Origin of the sequence: Neisseria sp., from assembly GCF_041804105.1 — a bacterium.
Taxonomy (GTDB): Bacteria; Pseudomonadota; Gammaproteobacteria; order Burkholderiales; family Neisseriaceae; genus Neisseria.
Genome location: NZ_JBHCJY010000136.1, coordinates 50,539 through 66,804, shown reverse-complemented (window position 1 = coordinate 66,804; position 16,266 = coordinate 50,539). Strand labels below are relative to the sequence as shown.

At 58.2% G+C, this 16,266-nt stretch carries 16 protein-coding genes and 1 pseudogene; 3 read left to right on the top strand and 14 right to left on the bottom strand.

What is annotated here, in order from left to right:
- Positions 1-257: 257 nt before the first annotated feature.
- The 11 genes from mog to ACEYDX_RS11640 form a co-directional block, all read right to left on the bottom strand.
- On the bottom strand, positions 258-845 hold the full coding sequence (gene mog, locus ACEYDX_RS11690; protein WP_373742189.1) for a molybdopterin adenylyltransferase: 588 nt from the start codon (positions 843-845) through the stop codon (positions 258-260).
- Between the two features lie 129 nt (positions 846-974).
- The gene (locus ACEYDX_RS11685) at positions 975-1,631 is read right to left on the bottom strand and encodes a MarC family protein (protein WP_373742188.1); all 657 of its coding nucleotides are present in this window, start codon (positions 1,629-1,631) and stop codon (positions 975-977) included.
- Between the two features lie 128 nt (positions 1,632-1,759).
- Positions 1,760-2,770: a ferrochelatase gene (gene hemH, locus ACEYDX_RS11680; RefSeq protein WP_373742187.1), complete on the bottom strand. Its 1,011-nt coding sequence runs from the start codon at positions 2,768-2,770 to the stop codon at positions 1,760-1,762.
- 23 nt (positions 2,771-2,793) lie between these two features.
- Positions 2,794-2,928 carry a hypothetical protein gene (locus ACEYDX_RS11675; protein WP_373742186.1) on the bottom strand — a complete coding sequence of 45 codons (135 nt, stop codon included), beginning with the start codon at positions 2,926-2,928 and terminating at the stop codon, positions 2,794-2,796.
- A 49-nt stretch (positions 2,929-2,977) separates the two neighbouring features.
- Complete coding sequence (gene adhE / locus ACEYDX_RS11670) at positions 2,978-5,575, bottom strand: bifunctional acetaldehyde-CoA/alcohol dehydrogenase (RefSeq protein WP_373742185.1); 2,598 nt, start codon at positions 5,573-5,575, stop codon at positions 2,978-2,980.
- 84 nt (positions 5,576-5,659) lie between these two features.
- On the bottom strand, positions 5,660-5,914 hold the full coding sequence (locus tag ACEYDX_RS11665; RefSeq protein ID WP_373742184.1) for a hypothetical protein: 255 nt from the start codon (positions 5,912-5,914) through the stop codon (positions 5,660-5,662).
- 40 nt (positions 5,915-5,954) lie between these two features.
- Complete coding sequence (gene iscX, locus ACEYDX_RS11660) at positions 5,955-6,149, bottom strand: Fe-S cluster assembly protein IscX (RefSeq protein ID WP_373742183.1); 195 nt, start codon at positions 6,147-6,149, stop codon at positions 5,955-5,957.
- A 92-nt stretch (positions 6,150-6,241) separates the two neighbouring features.
- Positions 6,242-6,580 (bottom strand): ISC system 2Fe-2S type ferredoxin, encoded by a 339-nt coding sequence (gene fdx / locus ACEYDX_RS11655; RefSeq protein WP_373742182.1) that lies wholly within the window; start codon positions 6,578-6,580, stop codon positions 6,242-6,244.
- Positions 6,581-6,656: 76 nt separating this feature from the next.
- A complete protein-coding gene (hscA, locus tag ACEYDX_RS11650) occupies positions 6,657-8,516 on the bottom strand; it encodes a Fe-S protein assembly chaperone HscA (protein WP_373742181.1) in 1,860 nt (619 codons plus the stop codon).
- Between the two features lie 21 nt (positions 8,517-8,537).
- The gene (locus ACEYDX_RS11645; RefSeq protein WP_373742180.1) at positions 8,538-8,777 is read right to left on the bottom strand and encodes a hypothetical protein; all 240 of its coding nucleotides are present in this window, start codon (positions 8,775-8,777) and stop codon (positions 8,538-8,540) included.
- Positions 8,778-8,968: 191 nt separating this feature from the next.
- The gene (locus ACEYDX_RS11640) at positions 8,969-9,610 is read right to left on the bottom strand and encodes an FABP family protein (protein WP_373742179.1); all 642 of its coding nucleotides are present in this window, start codon (positions 9,608-9,610) and stop codon (positions 8,969-8,971) included.
- 166 nt (positions 9,611-9,776) lie between these two features.
- Between ACEYDX_RS11640 and ACEYDX_RS11635 the strand changes: the two genes are divergently transcribed.
- From ACEYDX_RS11635 to ACEYDX_RS11625, 3 genes are all read left to right on the top strand, one after another.
- On the top strand, positions 9,777-10,385 hold the full coding sequence (locus ACEYDX_RS11635; RefSeq protein WP_373742178.1) for a phospholipid-binding protein MlaC: 609 nt from the start codon (positions 9,777-9,779) through the stop codon (positions 10,383-10,385).
- A 164-nt stretch (positions 10,386-10,549) separates the two neighbouring features.
- Positions 10,550-11,845 (top strand): adenosylmethionine--8-amino-7-oxononanoate transaminase, encoded by a 1,296-nt coding sequence (gene bioA / locus ACEYDX_RS11630; RefSeq protein ID WP_373742191.1) that lies wholly within the window; start codon positions 10,550-10,552, stop codon positions 11,843-11,845.
- A 224-nt stretch (positions 11,846-12,069) separates the two neighbouring features.
- Positions 12,070-13,218 (top strand): 8-amino-7-oxononanoate synthase, encoded by a 1,149-nt coding sequence (locus tag ACEYDX_RS11625; RefSeq protein ID WP_373742177.1) that lies wholly within the window; start codon positions 12,070-12,072, stop codon positions 13,216-13,218.
- 46 nt (positions 13,219-13,264) lie between these two features.
- Here ACEYDX_RS11625 and ACEYDX_RS11620 read toward each other — a convergent pair.
- The 3 genes and pseudogenes from ACEYDX_RS11620 to tig all read right to left on the bottom strand — a co-directional run.
- A pseudogene (locus ACEYDX_RS11620) lies at positions 13,265-13,459 on the bottom strand (IS110 family transposase); the annotation flags it as partial.
- 721 nt (positions 13,460-14,180) lie between these two features.
- Positions 14,181-14,801, bottom strand: a complete 621-nt coding sequence (gene clpP, locus ACEYDX_RS11615; RefSeq protein ID WP_373742176.1) for an ATP-dependent Clp endopeptidase proteolytic subunit ClpP — start codon at positions 14,799-14,801, stop codon at positions 14,181-14,183.
- A gap of 112 nt (positions 14,802-14,913) precedes the next feature.
- Positions 14,914-16,221 (bottom strand): trigger factor, encoded by a 1,308-nt coding sequence (tig, locus tag ACEYDX_RS11610; protein WP_373742175.1) that lies wholly within the window; start codon positions 16,219-16,221, stop codon positions 14,914-14,916.
- Positions 16,222-16,266 lie beyond the last annotated feature (45 nt).

The following is a 16,266-nucleotide window of genomic DNA, read 5'->3' as shown; positions in this document are numbered from 1 at the left end:
GGCTTCCACCTTATAGCCCCGATCTGAATCAGATAGAGAAAAAGTGGGCTTGGATTAAAGGTGTTAGGAATCGGCTGCGAATTACGGATGTGGATTGGCTGTTTCAGGTGTGTATCGATAAATAAGTTTATTTGCTATAAAAAGGGCTGCGGAACGCCTTTATCGGTTTGAGCAGGGGCATTTGTTTCACGGCGTTACGGGCGGAAGCGGTATCGGGAATAAGGGGGAACAGGTCGGAATGGTGGACAAGGTTGCGGTCAATTACCGGCGGTTTTCTGTTTGGGGCGGAAGGCTTGGCAGACGGTTTCGTCGGTTTCGATAAATGCGCCGCCGATTAAATCGATGCAGTAGGGGATGGCGGCGAACAGGCCGTGTACGGCGGTTTGGCCGTCCGAACCGCGCACGCCGCCGAGGGTTTCGGCGATGGCTTTCGGGCGGCCGGGCAGGTTGACAATCAGGCAGCGGCCGCGGATGACGGCGGTTTGGCGCGACAGGATGGCGGTCGGCACATAATACAGGCTGATTTGGCGCATCTGTTCGCCGAAGCCGGGCATTTCCCTGTCGGCCACGGCAAGCGTGGCTTCGGGGGTAACGTCGCGCGGGGCGGGGCCTGTGCCGCCGGTGGTAAACACCAGGTCGCAGCCGTCTTCGTCGGCCATCTTCCGCAGGGCGGCTTCGATGGCGGGCTGTTCGTCGGGAACCAGTGCTTCGACGTAGCGGACGGGGTTTTTGACGGCGGCGGAGAGCCAGTTTTTCAGGGCGGGAATGCCTTCGTCGGCATAGACGCCGCTGCTGGCGCGATCGCTGGCGGAGAGCAGGCCGACGGTAACGGTGGGGAGTGTCATGGCGTTTTCTTTCTTAGGGCGGTGTTCGTGATGCGTTGGCGGAGGCTGTGCTGTGATTTTTGTGCGGGCATCCGGTTTGCTTGACAGACGGCCCGGCGTTTCAGGCATTGTATAAAAAATGATGTCGGTTCAGACGGCGAGTTGCGGGAAGATGGCTTTCAGCCCCGCTACGATGATTTCCACCGACACCGCGGCCAGCAGCATGCCCATGATGCGGTTGAGGATGGTCAGCCCCGTTTCGCCGAGCCAGCTGCTCATGCGGGCGGCGACCATCAGGGTGGTGTAGCAGATGGCGCTCACAATCAGGCCGGCGGCGATGATGGAAATGATGTCGCGGTAGGTTTTTGCGGCGGAGGCGTAAATGATGACGGTGGAAATGCCGCCCGGGCCTATCATCATCGGGATGGCCAGCGGCACGACGGCGATGGCGGCCGCGCTCTGTTTGGGGGCGATGACGATGTCGCTGCCTTCGTCGGTGCCGATATTGGGTTTGGCGGGGTTGCCGTTGTCGTTCATCATCGAAATGGCAATCAGCAGCACGAGAATGCCGCCGCCGACTTGGAACGAGCCGACGCTGATGTTCAGGATTTTCAGAATCGTGCCGCCCGCCAAGGCGAACAGGGTGATGACGATGAACACGGTCAGCGACGAAGTGCGCGCGACTTTGCGCCGTTCGCGTGTGCTGTGGTTCTGGGTGAGGTCGAGATAGATGGATAGGGCGCCGAAGGGGTTGATCAGCACCATCAGAGCGAGAATCAGCTTGCTGATTTCCAAACCTAAGTCCATGTGGTTTCCCTTTTTAACGGTTGGTTTTCAGACGGCGTCGGGCCGTCTGAAAAACGGGTAAGGCAGATTTCGGATGTCGGGGCGGCGGATGTGTTGATGTATTGTTCAGACGGCCTTTGCCGTGTTTTTTATATCCAGCCCTGCAAATGCCGTTTGGCCAGCGCGGCGAGCGCGTCCATCCATACGGGGGCGGCATTCAGGCAGGGGATGTAGCGGTAGGCTTTGCCGCCTGCGGCGTGGAACTGTTCCCGTCCGGCCAGCGCGATTTCTTCCAGTGTTTCCAGACAGTCGGCGGCGAAGCCGGGACAGAAAACGTCGAGTTCGGTTACGCCCTGCTGCGGCAGCGTGTCGAGCAGGGCTTGGGTGGAGGGCTGCACCCATTCGGCTTTGCCGAACTGGCTTTGGAACGACACGATGTAATCCTGTTCGCCCAAGCCCAATGCGGCGGCAAGCAGGCGGACGGTGGTGCGGCATTCGTCGGGGTAGGGGTCGCCGTCTTCGTGGTTTTTGAGCGGGATGCCGTGGAAGCTGAGCATCAGTTTTTGACCGCGTCCGTTGGCCGCCCAATGGGCTTCGATGTGCCGCTTCATGGCTTCGATATAGCCTGCGTCGCCGAAAAAGCGCGGTACGGTGCGGACGGCCATCTGGTTGCGCTGGCGCAGCAGCACGTCGAACACTTTGTCCAGAGCCGCGCCGCTGCTCGATGCGGCATACTGCGGATACAGCGGCAATACCAAAAGCTGCGTGATGCCTTCGGCTTTGAGCTCGGCCAAAACATCGGGTACCGAGGGATTGCCGTAGGACATGGCGTGGCGCACGGCGATGCCGGGCAGGCGTTCGGCCAGGCCGTCTGCAATCTGTTTGGTGTAAACGGCCAGCGGCGAACCGCCGTCCATCCAGATTTTGGCGTAGCCGTGCGCGCTTTTTCTCGGCCGCAGCGTCAGCACCGCGCCGTGCAAAACGGGCTGCCACAGCAGTTTCGGCAGTTCCACTACCCTTTGGTCGGACAGGAAATCCCGCAGGTAGGGGCGAACCGCTGCCGCCGTCGGCGCGTCGGGCGTGCCGAGGTTCATAATGAGCAGGGCGGTTTTGTCTGCGCCGGAGAAGGGCAGGGCGGGTTCGGGCAGGAAACGGGGCATGGCGTCGCTTTCAAAAATAAGGGCTATTTTAACAATGATTCGGGGTTTGATGCGCCGAAATCCTGCAAAACGGCAAAGGCCGTCTGAAAATGTTTTTCAGACGGCCTTTGTGCGGAACAGGCCGCCCTTGCTTTCAGACGGCCTTTGCCTTGCGGCATCGGGCTGCCGCCGTTTTTCAGACGGCATCCGCTGCGGCAAACCCGCCGTTCAGCCGTGGTAGGCTTTGTTCAGGATGTCTTCCATATCCGCCACCATCGGCAGGCGCGGGTTGGCGGGCGAACCCGTGCAGACGGCCAATGCCAGCTCGCGGCGTGCGGCGGCAAAGTCTTTTTCGGCGATGCCTTGTTCTTTCAGCGACATTTTGATACCGGTTTTCCGTGCCAGTTCTTCGCAGGCTTTGGCCAGCGATTCCACGCCTTCGGCGGGCGTGGCGCAGGGCAGGCCGAGTGTGCGGGCGATTTCCTGATAGCGCACGTCGGCCTGATAGTGGCTGTATTTCGGCCATACCGACAGTTTCTGCGGGCGCGTGCCGTTGTAGCGGATAACGTGCGGCAGGAATACGGCGTTGACGCAGCCGCTGGGAATGCGGAAGCGGCCGCCGACGGCGGAAGCGGCGGCATGGTTGATGCCGAAGAACACGTTGGCCGAGGCCATGCCGGAGATGGTGGAGGCGTTGTGCATGTGTTCGCGGGCTTCGGGGTCGCCGTTTTTGCACGAGCGTTCCAGATTGCCGAACACGAGTTTGACGGCTTGCAGGGCGAGGCCGTCTGTAAAGTCGTTGGCGAGCACGGACACATAGGCTTCAATCGCGCGGGTCAAAACGTCCATGCCGGTGTTGGCGGCCACTTCAGACGGCACGGTCATGGCGAATTCAGGGTCGACGATGGCGATGGTGGGCGTGAGCGAATAGTCGGTAATCGGATATTTTTTGTCGCCGTCCGAAATCAGCGCGAACGGGGTAACTTCCGAACCTGTGCCCGAAGTGGTGGGGATGCCGATGAATTTGGCTTTTTTGCCCAGTTCGGGGAAGCGGAAGGCGCGTTTGCGGATGTCCATGAATTTCTGGATCAAATCGTTGAAATCCACTTCGGGGTGTTCGTAAAACAGCCACATGGCTTTGGCCGCGTCCATCGCCGAACCGCCGCCCAGCGCGATGATGGTGTCGGGCTGGAAGCTGCGCATCAAATCCGCACCTTTTTTCACGGTTTCGATGCTGGGGTCGGATTCGACGTCGACGAACAGCTGGTGGGTCACTTTGTTCTGCCGCAGGTGGAGCTGCTCGGTGATTTTGTCGACGAAGCCCAACTCCACCATGGAGCGGTCGGTAACGATGACGGCCTTGCTGCACTCTTTCATGTCCTGCAGATACCGGATGGCGTTGCGCTCGAAATAGATTTTTGAAGGTACTTTAATCCACTGCATGTTGTTGCTCCTGCGGCCGATTTTTTTGATGTTCAACAGGTTGACTGCGCTGACGTTGCCGCCGACGGAGTTTTTGCCGTATGAGCCGCAGCCCAAAGTGAGCGAAGGCAGGAAAGCGTTGTACACGTCGCCGATGCCGCCGAAAGTGGACGGCGCATTATGGATGACGCGGATGGCTTTCACACGGCTGCCGAATTCTTGAGCCAATTCATTGTTTTTCGTATGGATTGCAGCGGAATGGCCGAGCCCGTCGAATTCCACCATCTGTTCGGAAAGCTGCAGGCCGTGTTCGGTGGAGTCCGCTTTCAGCACCGCCAGTATCGGCGACAGTTTTTCGCGTGTCAGCGGTTCGGCCGCACCGACACCGGTGCATTCGGCGGCAAGGATAACGGTGTGTTCGGGCACTTTGAAACCGGCCTGCTCCGCAATCCATTCGGCAGAACGGCCGACAATCGCCGCATTGAGCCTGGCCAGGCTGCAACTTTTGCTGTTGGCTTTCACACCGAAGGCGAACTCTTCCAGCAGTGCTTTTTCTTTTTTGCTGACGAAATACACGCCGTAGCCCTTCATCTCGTTGACCACGTCGTCGTAAATCTCTTTATCGATAATCGCCGCCTGCTCGCTGGCGCAAATCATGCCGTTGTCGAACGCTTTCGACAAAACGATGTCGTTGGCCGCCTGTTTCACGTTGGCGGTTTTTTCTACATACGCCGGCACATTGCCCGCACCTACGCCCAATGCGGGTTTGCCGCAGGAATAGGCCGCTTCCACCATCGCGTTGCCGCCTGTGGCCAGAATCGTGGCCACGCCTTTGTGCTTCATCAGCGCGGAAGTCGCTTCCATCGACGGTGTGGCAATCCATTGGATGCAGTTTTTCGGCGCACCCGCCGCCACCGCCGCATCCAGCACGATTTGCGCTGCATGGACCGAACACTGCTGCGCCGAGGGATGGAACGAAAACACAATCGGATTGCGTGTTTTCAGCGCGATGAGAGCTTTGAAAATGGTGGTGGAAGTCGGATTGGTGGTCGGCACGATGCCGCACACCACGCCCACAGGATCGGCGATTTCGGTAATGCCCGTTACCGGATCTTCGCTGATCACACCCACGGTTTTCTGATCGCGCAGACGGCGTACCACGTTTTCACAGGCAAACAGGTTTTTCGTGGCCTTGTCTTCAAACACGCCGCGCCCTGTTTCTTCCACCGCGTGCATTGCCAGCTCGCCGTGTTTGCCGAGTGCGGCCACAGAAGCCTTGGCGACGATGTAGTCGACCTGTTCCTGATTGAGCTGTCGGAATTGCTCCAGCGCGGCCGATGCGCGCTCTACCAAACCGTTGACTTCGGCTTGGGCCGCTGCTGCTTTGTCGGAAGGTGCATTCATTTGCGTTTCTCCTTGATTGGGATGGATAAATTGAAAAATTCTGATGTAGGGATTTTAGGTAGTTTTATTACAAAATGGTTTGATTCAGGTCAGCTTGCCGCTGTTTGGGATGAAAATAACAGCCAACCGGTTGATACGCTCTTCAAGAGGAGTAGGGGACAAGTTTGTCGGACAAATGCTTTCCTGCACAGGCAGGTATCGGATGCGGGATACGGAGCGGAACCGTTTGACAAGTGAGGCGGCGGAAGTTTTTTCGATGGCCGTTATGACCGTGCAGGAGGATGGTTCTGATGAACTGCGGCGGACGGTAGGAAAAAGCCGCCGGAACAGTTCGGCCATAAAAACAGGCCGTCTGAAATTTTCAGACGGCCTGTTGGCATTATTCGGCTTCGTTTATCCAAGCCTGCTGCACGGCTTCGAGAATACGCTCGCCGCAGCGGGCGGGATCGTCGTCGAAATCGGGCAGCGCCATAATCAGGTCGCGCAGATGGGTAAAGCGCACGGTTTTCGGATCGGTGTCGGGATGGGCATCGTAAAGCTCTTCGGCGATGCGCTGGGTGTCGGTCCATTTCATGACGGTGTTCCTTTGGGAGTAAAACGGCGGGAATGGGGCAGTCGGCCGTGTGCGGAAGTTGCGGTTTTCAGACGGCCTTGGGCGGTTCGGGCTTAATGCTCCCGTGCGTGGTTAATTGTGTATTTCGGGATTTCCACCACCAAATCTTCTCCGGCGACCACGGCTTGGCAGCTCAGGCGGCTTTCGGCTTCCAGGCTCCAGGCTTGGTCGAGCAGGTCTTCTTCGATTTCGGTCGGCTCTTCCAAGCTGTCGAAACCTTGGCGGATGATGACGTGGCAGGTGGTGCAGGCACAGGATTTTTCGCAGGCGTGGTCGACGTCGATGTCGTGGCCGAGCAGCACGTCCAAGACGGTTTCGCCTTCGGGGGCGTTGTCGATGACCAGTCCTTCGGGGCAGAAATCGGCGTGGGGGAGTACGGTGATTTTGGGCATGTGTGTTCTTTCTTTTCGGTTTCGGGTTTGTGTGGTGTTTTTTCAGACGGCCTGCTGTTTTCAGGCCGTCTGAGCATCAGATTTCCGCGACGCTTTTGCCGGTCAGTGCGCGCTGGATGTTGCGGTTCATGCGTCGGCCGGCGAATTCGTCGGTGGCATGACCAAGGGCGGCAACGGCTGTGCGGATGTCTTCGGCGGAACCGTTGTCCATGCTGTTTTCCAGTCGGGCGATGGCCGTCTGAATGCCGTTCAGTTCGTTTTCGTCGAGCAGGTCGGCATCGAGGGCTAGGGCGGCGTTGACGGCGGCAATCAGCCCTTCGGCTTCGACGGCGGCTTCGGCTTTGGCTCGGGCGGCCATGTCGTCGGAGGCGTTGCTCATGCTGTCTTTGAGCATTTGCGTGATGGTTTCGTCGTCGAGGCCGTAAGACGGTTTGACTTCGATTTGCGCGCTGACGCCGGTGGTTTGTTCACGGGCGGAAACGGACAGGAGGCCGTCTGCATCGACTTGGAAGGTTACGCGGATGCGGGCTGCGCCGGCGGCCATCGGCGGGATGCCGCGCAGGGTGAATTTGGCGAGGCTGCGGCAGTCGGCCACCAGTTCGCGTTCGCCCTGTACGACGTGGACGGTCATGGCGGTTTGGCCGTCTTTGAAGGTGGTGAAATCCTGTGCGCGGGCGGTGGGCAGGGTGGAATTGCGCGGGATGATTTTTTCGGCGAGGCCGCCGTAGGTTTCCAGCCCGAGGGAGAGGGGGGTAACGTCGAGCAGCAGCCATTCGTCGTCGTTTTTGTTGCCTGCCAGCACGTTGGCCTGCACCGCCGCGCCGAGTGCGACCACTTCGTCGGGGTTGAGGTTGTTGAGCGGCGTTTGGCCGAAAAACGTGGCCACGGCCTGCTGGACGTGCAGCATCCGCGTCGAGCCGCCCACCATAATCACGCCGTCGATGTCGGCTTTGGTTACGCCTGCGTCTTTCAGGGCCTGTTTGACCGGTTCGATGGTTTTTTGTACCAGATGGCGGGTCAGGTCGTGGAATTCGCTGCGGGTGATGACGGTGTCGATGTTGAGGCCGTCTGAAAGCGTGGCCTGCACGGCGGCGCGGGTGTCGGACGTGAGCGTTTCTTTGGCGGTGCGGGTCAGGCTCAATAAAAGCTGGCTGTCCTGTTCGTTGAGTTGGGACAGGCCGTTGGTTTCGAGCAGGTGGCAGAACAGGCGGTGGTCGAAATCGTCGCCGCCGAGCGCGCTGTTGCCGTTGGTGGCTTTGACTTCGAACAGCCCGCGCGTGAGCTGTAAAACGGATACGTCGAACGTGCCGCCGCCCAAGTCGTAGACCACAAACGTGCCTTCGGATGCGTTGTCCAAACCGTAGGCGATGGCGGCGGCGGTGGGTTCGTTGAGCAGGCGCAAGACGTTCAGGCCGGCCAGCCGCGCCGCGTCTTTGGTGGCCTGCCGCTGCGCTTCGTCGAAATAGGCGGGTACGGTAATCACCGCGCCGACCAGCTCTCCACCGAGGCTTTCTTCGGCACGGGTTTTGAGCGTTTTCAGGATTTCGGCGGACACTTCGATCGGCGTTTTCATGCCTTGGCGGGTGGCCAGCTCGATGATTTTTTCGTTGCTGCCGAAGCGGTAGGGCAGGAAGTGGTTTTCCTGCTGCAGGTCGGCCAGCGTGCGGCCGATTAAGCGTTTGGCCGAGGAAACGGTGTTGAGCGGGTCGGTTTTTTGGGCTTTGAGCGCGTCGTGGCCGATTTCGGTGCCGTCTGAAAGGTAGCGTACCACGGAGGGCAGCGTTACCCGCCCTTGCCCGTCGGCAATGCAGGCGGCGCTGCCGCTTCTGACGGTGGCAACCAGGCTGTTGGTGGTGCCCAAATCGATGCCCACCGCCAAGCGGTGTCGGTGCGGTGCGGCGGAAAGGCCGGGTTCGGCGATTTGCAGGAGTGCCATGGGATTGTGTGCCTTATGGTTTTATTTTTTATCGGCGCGTATTTTAACAGATTTGGCGGGGGAAAGTTGAGTGGATTTGTCGGGAATAACCGTGCGGCGGACAGGGATTTTGCGGCGGAACCGTTTGGTAACGGATTGCTGGTTTGAGCAGGCGGCTGCTGAAACGGGGTGGTGGGCCGGTTTGTGCGGCGGGGTGCGGATTCCTGCCTGTGCGGGGATGATGAAGCCGGAAAAAATCCGTCTTACTCTGTATGCCGTCAACGCAATATCCGAACAGCCGAAATCAATCAGGCCGTCTGAACACTTTTTCAGACGGCCTTGACGGTGTTTCGGTGTTAAGGTTGTGTTTCAACGGCAATATTGATTGATCGGGCTGCGACGGTCGCGAACGGTACCGCTTTTTTATCATGGCAATTAAGCATGGTTCAATACGGCCGCCGCCGAGCCTGCACTCAGCCTTCCGCTTCCGCGCGCGCGGTCGGGTTCGGGACGGCTTCGCCGATTTTCGTGAGCGTGTTGCGGTCGGTGTGGTGGAACGGCTGGCTGCGGTCGGGGATAATCAGCACGGTATCCTGTTCGTAAGACCAAGTGCCGTCGTCGTTTACGGTAACGGTGATGGTGTAGCTTTCTGTGGTAAACGACTGTTCCAAAAAGGGGTTGGACGAGATGCCGTTGGTGGTCGAACCGCGGCGGGCCTGCAGGGTAAACGTTTTGGCGTCGGGCGCGGCATTGCCCGTGGCCATGGCGGTTTGGCCGCGCGGGATGGCGAGGGTGTAGATGATGTTGCCGGTGGCCGGTTCCCACAGCCAGTAGCCGACTTGGTCGTGGAAGGTTTCCACTTCGTCGGGCTGGACGATGCGGGTGTGGTAGCGCAGGCCGTAGAAAAGTTGCGGGCCGTTGGTTTGCGCGTCGATGGGGTGCAGCTCGATGTGTTCGATGTAGGGGTCACGGCCGGTGCCTTCGGCGGTGGGGTTGGTGTCCATGCCTTTTTCGCCGCGCCAGATGCCGGCGAGCGGCGCGAGCGGGCCGAGATTGGCGAGGGTGTCGCTGTCGGGTTCGGCTTCGGTGTAGATGTCTTCGGGATAGTTGAGCATGGTTCGGTTCTCTATGGGTTTGTGCAGACGGGGGAATTTTACAGGCCGTCTGAAAGCTTGGCAAAACGGTTTTTCAGACGGCCTTTTACATTCCGTTAAAAAATGCGGACGGGAATGCGTTTAAAATATGCGGGTTTTCCCATTTGTTTATTTTAAAGGACATTCCATGAAATCCGTTTTAACCGCAATGTGGCTGGTGCCTGCGATTGCCGTGCCGTATGCCGCCGCCGCGCCTGCGGCTTCCCATCCTGCGCAGGCGCAGATGCAGCAGAACATCGATACCGTGTTGCAGATTGCCCGCGACAAGTCTTTGGGCGAGCAGCAGAAAATCCGTAAAATCGAAAGCTATGCCGACCGCTATCTCGACTACCAGCGTATTTCCGCGATGGCCGTCGGTGCGCCGTGGAAACAGTTTTCCCCGCAGCAGAAAACCGAGTTTATCGAGGCGTTTAAGGACATGATGATTGCCATGTATTCGCGCTCGGCGCTGATGGGGGCGCAGGATGCGAAGGTGAGCGTGTTGCCGAAAACCGTTACGCCCGGCAGCGGCAAGGTGGATGTGTTCACCGAGCTGCGCACGGCGAGCGGCAAGCGTTATGAGGTGGCCTACCAGCTTTACCAGAGCGGTTCGGTTTACAAGGTGTACAACATCCGTGTGGACGGTACGAGCTTGGTAACGGTGTACCGCAGCCAGTTCGGCGAGCTGATTAAGCAGAAAGGCGTTGACGGTGTGATTGCGACGCTGAAGGCCAAGGGTTTGAAAAAAGTGCATTGATGCGCCGTTGGCTTTTAAAGGCCGTCTGAAAAAGTTTTCAGACGGCCTTTGGTGTATCTGAACGGTGTATCCGATGCCGAATTCTGTTTGAAAACCTGTGTACAATACCGTTTCCCGAATAAATTGGAACAAGGCCGTCTGAAATGTCCCGCAGCCCCGCCCCGATGACTTGCGAACAGCTCGTGCAGTTCGACCGCGAACACCTTTGGCACCCCTATGCTTCGGTGTCGGAACCGCAGCCCGTGTACCCTGTGGAGCGGGCCGACGGTGTCATGATTACGCTGGCCGACGGGCGGCGGCTGGTGGACGGGATGTCGTCGTGGTGGGCGGCGCTGCACGGCTACAACCATCCGCGCCTGAACGCGGCGGCGGAGCGGCAGCTCGCCAAAATGAGCCACATCATGTTCGGCGGGTTCACCCACGAGCCTGCGGTCAGGCTGGCGCAGAAGCTGTTGGAAATCGTGCCGTCTGAATTGGACAAGGTGTTTTTTGCCGATAGCGGTTCGGTGGCGGTGGAAGTGGCGATGAAGATGGCCCTGCAATACCATCAGGCGCGCGGGGAAGGGCGGCGGGCGCGGTTTGCGGCGGTACGCTCGGGTTATCACGGCGACACTTGGCACGCGATGTCGGTGTGCGATCCGGTAACGGGCATGCACGGCCTGTTCCGCAGTAGCCTGCCCGTGCAGTATTTTCTGCCGCAGCCTGCGGTAAAGTTCGGCGAAACATGGCGCGACGAAGCCGTGGCACCGCTGAAGGATTTACTGGAACGGCACGGCGGGGAAATCGCCGCGCTGGTTTTGGAACCCGTGGTGCAGGGCGCGGGCGGGATGTATTTCTATTCGCCCGTTTACCTGCAGAAAGCCCGAGCTTTGTGCGACGAATACGGCGTGCTGCTGATATTCGACGAAATCGCCACGGGCTTCGGGCGCACGGGTAAACTGTTTGCGCTGGAACACGCTGGGGTAGTGCCCGATATTCTGTGTTTGGGCAAGGCGCTGACGGGCGGCTACATGACGCTTTCGGCCACGCTGACCACCGGCCGAATCGCCCGAACCGTCTGCTCGGGCGAAGCCAAATGCTTTATGCACGGCCCCACGTTTATGGCCAACCCGCTGGCTTGTGCGGTGGCGTATGAATCGGTATGCCTGCTGCTGGAAAGCGGCTGGCGGGACAACGTGGCGCGGATTGAAGCGCAGTTGCACCGCGAACTCGCCCCCGCCCGGCACTTGGACGGCGTGGCCGATGTGCGCGTACTCGGCGCAATCGGCGTGGTGGAAATGAACACGCCCGTCGATATGGTGTCTTTGCAGCGGCGGTTTGTGGACAAAGGTATTTGGCTGAGACCCTTCGGCAAGCTGGTGTACCTGATGCCGCCGTTCATCATCACGCCCGAAGAATTGACCGTGCTGACAGGCGGGCTGTTGGCGGCGTTGGCCGAAGAATACGGGTGGGCAGGGTAAACCAAAGGCGGGCATTGCACCTGCCGAGAAGCAGGCATTGGATGATGAAAGAAAATGTTTGTGCGGCGCGGTCGCTGTCAGTGGCGCACAGCCGCCAAACCCCGTATTACCTAGCCGTCAAACGAGACGGCCGAGCTGGAGAAAAAAGACATTCCGGCCAAATTCGGCCCAAACGATTAGCGGGCAGGGTGGCCATTTCCGCCATATCTTGAAACCTGAACGACATGACCGACAAATTTACCCGACATCTCGACGCATTGCGTGAACAAGGCCGTCTGCGTTCTCTGCCGCAGATTGAACACGACGGCCGTTACATCATTTCAGACGGCCTCAGGATGCTGAACTGTTCGTCCAACGATTATCTCGGTTTGGCAAACGATGCCGAGTTGGCCGACGCGTTCCGGCAGCGGTTTGCCGGTTGTCCGCTGCCGTTGGCATCGTCTTCTTCGCGCCTGCTGACGGGCGGTTTCCCTGTTTATACCGAGCTGGAAAACCTGCTCGCGGCACGGTTTCGGCGCGAAGCCGCGCTGCTGTTCAACAGCGGCTGGCACGCCAACAGCGGCATCCTGCCCGCGCTGGCCGGCAAAGATACGCTGATATTGGCCGACAAACTGGTGCACGCCAGCATCATCGACGGTATCCGCCTGTCGGGGGCGGCTTATCTGCGTTACCGCCACAACGATTACGCACAACTTGAAACCCTGTTGGCAAGTAAATTCGAACAATATCAAAGTGTTATTGTTGTTACCGAGAGCCTGTTCAGCATGGACGGCGATGCGGCGGATTTGCCGCGCCTGGTTGCGCTCAAACGCCGTTTCGAGAACGTGATGCTGTACGTCGACGAAGCCCACGCCGTCGGCGCATACGGCGCAACCGGATTGGGGTTGGCGGAAGAGGGCGGCTGTATCGGCGACATCGATATTTTGGTCGGCACGTTCGGCAAGGCGCTGGCATCCGTCGGGGCATATGCCGTATGCAGTCGGGCAATGAAAGACTATCTCGTCAACACCGCCCGTCCGCTGATATTTTCCACCGCCCTGCCGCCGCTGAATGTGGCATGGAGTCTGTTTCTGTTTGAAAAACTGCCCGAATTTCAGGCGCAGCGCGAACGGCTCGCCCGTTTGAGTCGGAAATTGCGGCAGGCGGTGGCGGAAAAAAGCGGTGCTGAAGTGGCAGGCGCGCATTGCATCATTCCCTACATACTCGGCGAAAACCGCCTTGCCGTCGAAAAAGCCCTTGCCCTGCGGCAGCAGGGTTTCTACTGCCTGCCCATCCGCCCGCCCACCGTTCCCGAAGGCAGTGCGCGCATACGGTTTTCGGTAACGGCGGATATGGAAGACGAAGAGTTGGACAGACTGGCGGCGTGTTTGTAGCAACTGTGTTACCGACTCGTCAGTCAGCAACATCAAACACGGTTAATCAAGCGCATTGCAGGCCGTCTGAACACAGACAGTCGCGTACCCGTGCGTTCAGTATTCTCAGCAGTTTGTGCATACACGCATTGATGGCTACTTTAAACGGTTTTCCTTTGCCGATAAGCCGTTCGTAAAATGCTTTGATTTTCGGCTCAAAACGGCTGGCGGTCAGGGCGGCCATATACAGCGCATTGCGCACTTCCATATCGATGCCGCCATAGTTTTGAATACTCATCATGAACCTTCCTTGCATTCGGTGGTGTTGTCGTGCAACTGTTCGGTTGTGGTGATGGGTGGTTATCTGCTCGTTTGGCTAAAACACGGATGTTAAAAAATCCCAGGGTGCGTACAGAGGCAGATAACCTGTTTGATTGCTATGGTACATTGGTTTCAACATACAAGGGTGGGTGCTGTTTGGGGCGGCATGCGGTTATGCTTGCCGGTGTTTGCTGTGTCCGTTTGCGGGGCAATGATTGGTGCGGACGTCGGGTAGGAACGGATGCCGTCTGAAACGGTCTGCCTCTTTTACAATCCATACGGAAATATTGGGTTGATGCATCAAGAAGGCCGTCTGAAAAATTTTCAGACGGCCTGTTGTTCGGACAGCGGTGTCCGTTGCGGTTGTGCTTGCGGCAAACCGGCAGATGTTGCGGATAGCGGAACGTTGCGTATGGTGGCGGGATACCGTCCAGCCGTTCCCGCAGATTTGGGTCATTTTCCGTAGGGACGAAATATCGCAGGTACGGTTAGCGTCCTTAAAGGCGCGTAACCGTACGGCTGGCAGACACAGGCCGTCTGAATCTGCTTGCGCTTTGCGCTTTTATCCGTCAAGACCGAAACCGCTGGTCGATAAGATTACACCACAGGCCGTCTGAAACTTTTCAGACGGCCTGTGTGCAGTCGGCGGCATCAGCCGCGTGTTACAGTTTTACCGCATCGCGGCTGGCGATGACTTGGTCGATTAAACCGTATGCCTGCGCTTCTTCTGCCGACATGAAATTGTCGCGGTCGGTGTCGCGCTCGATGTCGGCGATGTTGCGGCCGCTGTGTTCGGCCAGCAGGCGGTTGAGTTTTTCTTTCAGTTTCAGCAGCTCGCGGGCGTGGATTTCGATGTCGGATGCCTGGCCGCCCAAGCCGCCGCTGATGAGCGGCTGGTGAATCATGATGCGGCTGTTGGGCAGGGCGAAACGTTTGCCTTTGGTACCTGCGGACAGCAGGAATGCCCCCATGCTGGCGGCTTGGCCGAGACAGAGCGTGGAAACGTCGGGCTTGATGAAGTTCATGGTGTCGTAAATCGACATGCCCGCGCTGACGGAACCGCCGGGGCTGTTGATGTAGAAAAAGATGTCTTTGTCGGGGTTTTCGCTTTCGAGAAACAGCAGTTGCGCCACGACAAGATTGGCGGACTGGTCGTCAACGGGGCCGACGAGAAAGATGATGCGCTCTTTGAGCAGGCGCGAGTAGATGTCGAAGGCGCGCTCGCCGCGGCCGCTCTGCTCGATAACGGTGGGGACTAAATAGTTTTGGATGTCTGGGGTCATTTCGGTTTCCTTGGTGTGGGCAGGCCGTCTGAAAATGTTTTGTCCGGATGACGGCGAAAAGCACCAAAGCGGGCTTCGGTGCTTTTCAGACGGCCTGTGTGCTGTTGCCCGGTTAGGCTTGGGCGGCCATGATTTCGTCGAAAGACAGGGCTTTTTCGCTGACTTTGGCTTTGCCCAACACGAATTCGACCACGTTGTTTTCAACGGCCAGATTGGTGGGGCCTTGCAGGCGTTGGTCGTCGGCGAAATACCAGTCGATGACTTCCTGCGGGTCTTCGTAGCTTTCGGCAAAATCGGCAACCACGGCTTTGATTTGTTCCTGGGTCGGCTCGAGTTTGTTTTCTTCAACCAGTTTCGACAGAATCAAGCCCAGAGCCACGCGGCGTTCGGCCTGTTCTTTGAACATATCGGCGGGCAGTTGCAGGTTGGCGGCGTCAGCCATGCCTTGGTTGATGAAGTTCTGCTTCATTTCATCGGCCAAACGGGCGGATTCTTCGTTGACCAGAACCTTGGGCAGCTGCACTTCGACCGCTTTGATCAAAGCGTCCATAACGGAAGCTTTGGTTTGCTCCTGAGTGCGGCGGGCCACTTCGCGGGCTACGTTTTTGCGCACTTCTTCGCGCATTTTCGCTACGTCGCCGTCGGCAATGCCCAGCGCTTTGGCAAAATCGGCATCCACTTCGGGCAATACCGCTTCGGAAACGTTGTGCAGCTTGATGGTAAACACGGCGGTTTTGCCGGCCACGTCTTTACCGTGGTAATCGGCGGGGAAATTCACTTCCACGTCTTTGCTTTCGCCTTCTTTCAGGCCGCGTACGCCGGCTTCGAATTCGGGCAGCATCTGACCCGCACCCAATACGAATGCGTAGTTTTGGGAAGAACCGCCGTCAAACGGTACGCCGTCGATTTTGCCTTCGAAATCGACAATCACGCGGTCGGTGTCTTGGGCTTCACGCTCGACATGGTTGAAACGGGTACGCTGTTTGCGCAGGATGTCGATGGTTTTTTCCACTTCCGCGTCGCCCACTTCGGCGGTTACTTTTTCCACTTCCTGTGCGGACAAATCGCCGATGGCCACTTCGGGGAACACTTCGAAAACCGCCGCCACTTTCAGCGTGTTCTCGTCGCCGCCTTCGGCAGCTTCGAAACGGGGGAAACCGGCTACGCGCAGGTTTTGCTCCACGGCGATTTCGTAGAATGCCTGCGGCAGCATTTCGTTGATAACGTCGTTTTGCGCGCTCGCACCGTACATCTGCGCCACCATTTTCAGCGGCGCTTTGCCGGGACGGAAGCCGTCGATTTTCACGCGGCGCTGGGTTTGTTTCAAACGTTTGTCGGTTTCGGCATTGATTTCGCTCCAAGCCAGAGACAACTCTACTTTGCGTTCCAGATTTTCTAAAGTTTCAACAGTTACGCTCATCGTAAGCCCTTAAAAATGGTTTGTCGGGTGCAAAAATTCTGTGTG

What these genes read in the sequence shown, in the direction of transcription:
- adhE (WP_373742185.1), bottom strand. Translation starts at nt 5,575, where the DNA reads ATGAATGCACCTTCCGACAAAGCAGCAGCGGCCCAAGCCGAAGTCAAC.
- ACEYDX_RS11665 (WP_373742184.1), bottom strand. Translation starts at nt 5,914, where the DNA reads ATGGCCGAACTGTTCCGGCGGCTTTTTCCTACCGTCCGCCGCAGTTCA.
- fdx (WP_373742182.1), bottom strand. Translation starts at nt 6,580, where the DNA reads ATGCCCAAAATCACCGTACTCCCCCACGCCGATTTCTGCCCCGAAGGA.
- ACEYDX_RS11625 (WP_373742177.1), top strand. Translation starts at nt 12,070, where the DNA reads ATGACCGACAAATTTACCCGACATCTCGACGCATTGCGTGAACAAGGC.
- mog (WP_373742189.1), bottom strand. Translation starts at nt 845, where the DNA reads ATGACACTCCCCACCGTTACCGTCGGCCTGCTCTCCGCCAGCGATCGC.
- tig (WP_373742175.1), bottom strand. Translation starts at nt 16,221, where the DNA reads ATGAGCGTAACTGTTGAAACTTTAGAAAATCTGGAACGCAAAGTAGAG.
- ACEYDX_RS11675 (WP_373742186.1), bottom strand. Translation starts at nt 2,928, where the DNA reads ATGCCGCAAGGCAAAGGCCGTCTGAAAGCAAGGGCGGCCTGTTCCGCA.
- ACEYDX_RS11635 (WP_373742178.1), top strand. Translation starts at nt 9,777, where the DNA reads ATGAAATCCGTTTTAACCGCAATGTGGCTGGTGCCTGCGATTGCCGTG.
- ACEYDX_RS11640 (WP_373742179.1), bottom strand. Translation starts at nt 9,610, where the DNA reads ATGCTCAACTATCCCGAAGACATCTACACCGAAGCCGAACCCGACAGC.
- hemH (WP_373742187.1), bottom strand. Translation starts at nt 2,770, where the DNA reads ATGCCCCGTTTCCTGCCCGAACCCGCCCTGCCCTTCTCCGGCGCAGAC.
- clpP (WP_373742176.1), bottom strand. Translation starts at nt 14,801, where the DNA reads ATGACCCCAGACATCCAAAACTATTTAGTCCCCACCGTTATCGAGCAG.
- iscX (WP_373742183.1), bottom strand. Translation starts at nt 6,149, where the DNA reads ATGAAATGGACCGACACCCAGCGCATCGCCGAAGAGCTTTACGATGCC.
- hscA (WP_373742181.1), bottom strand. Translation starts at nt 8,516, where the DNA reads ATGGCACTCCTGCAAATCGCCGAACCCGGCCTTTCCGCCGCACCGCAC.
- bioA (WP_373742191.1), top strand. Translation starts at nt 10,550, where the DNA reads ATGACTTGCGAACAGCTCGTGCAGTTCGACCGCGAACACCTTTGGCAC.
- ACEYDX_RS11685 (WP_373742188.1), bottom strand. Translation starts at nt 1,631, where the DNA reads ATGGACTTAGGTTTGGAAATCAGCAAGCTGATTCTCGCTCTGATGGTG.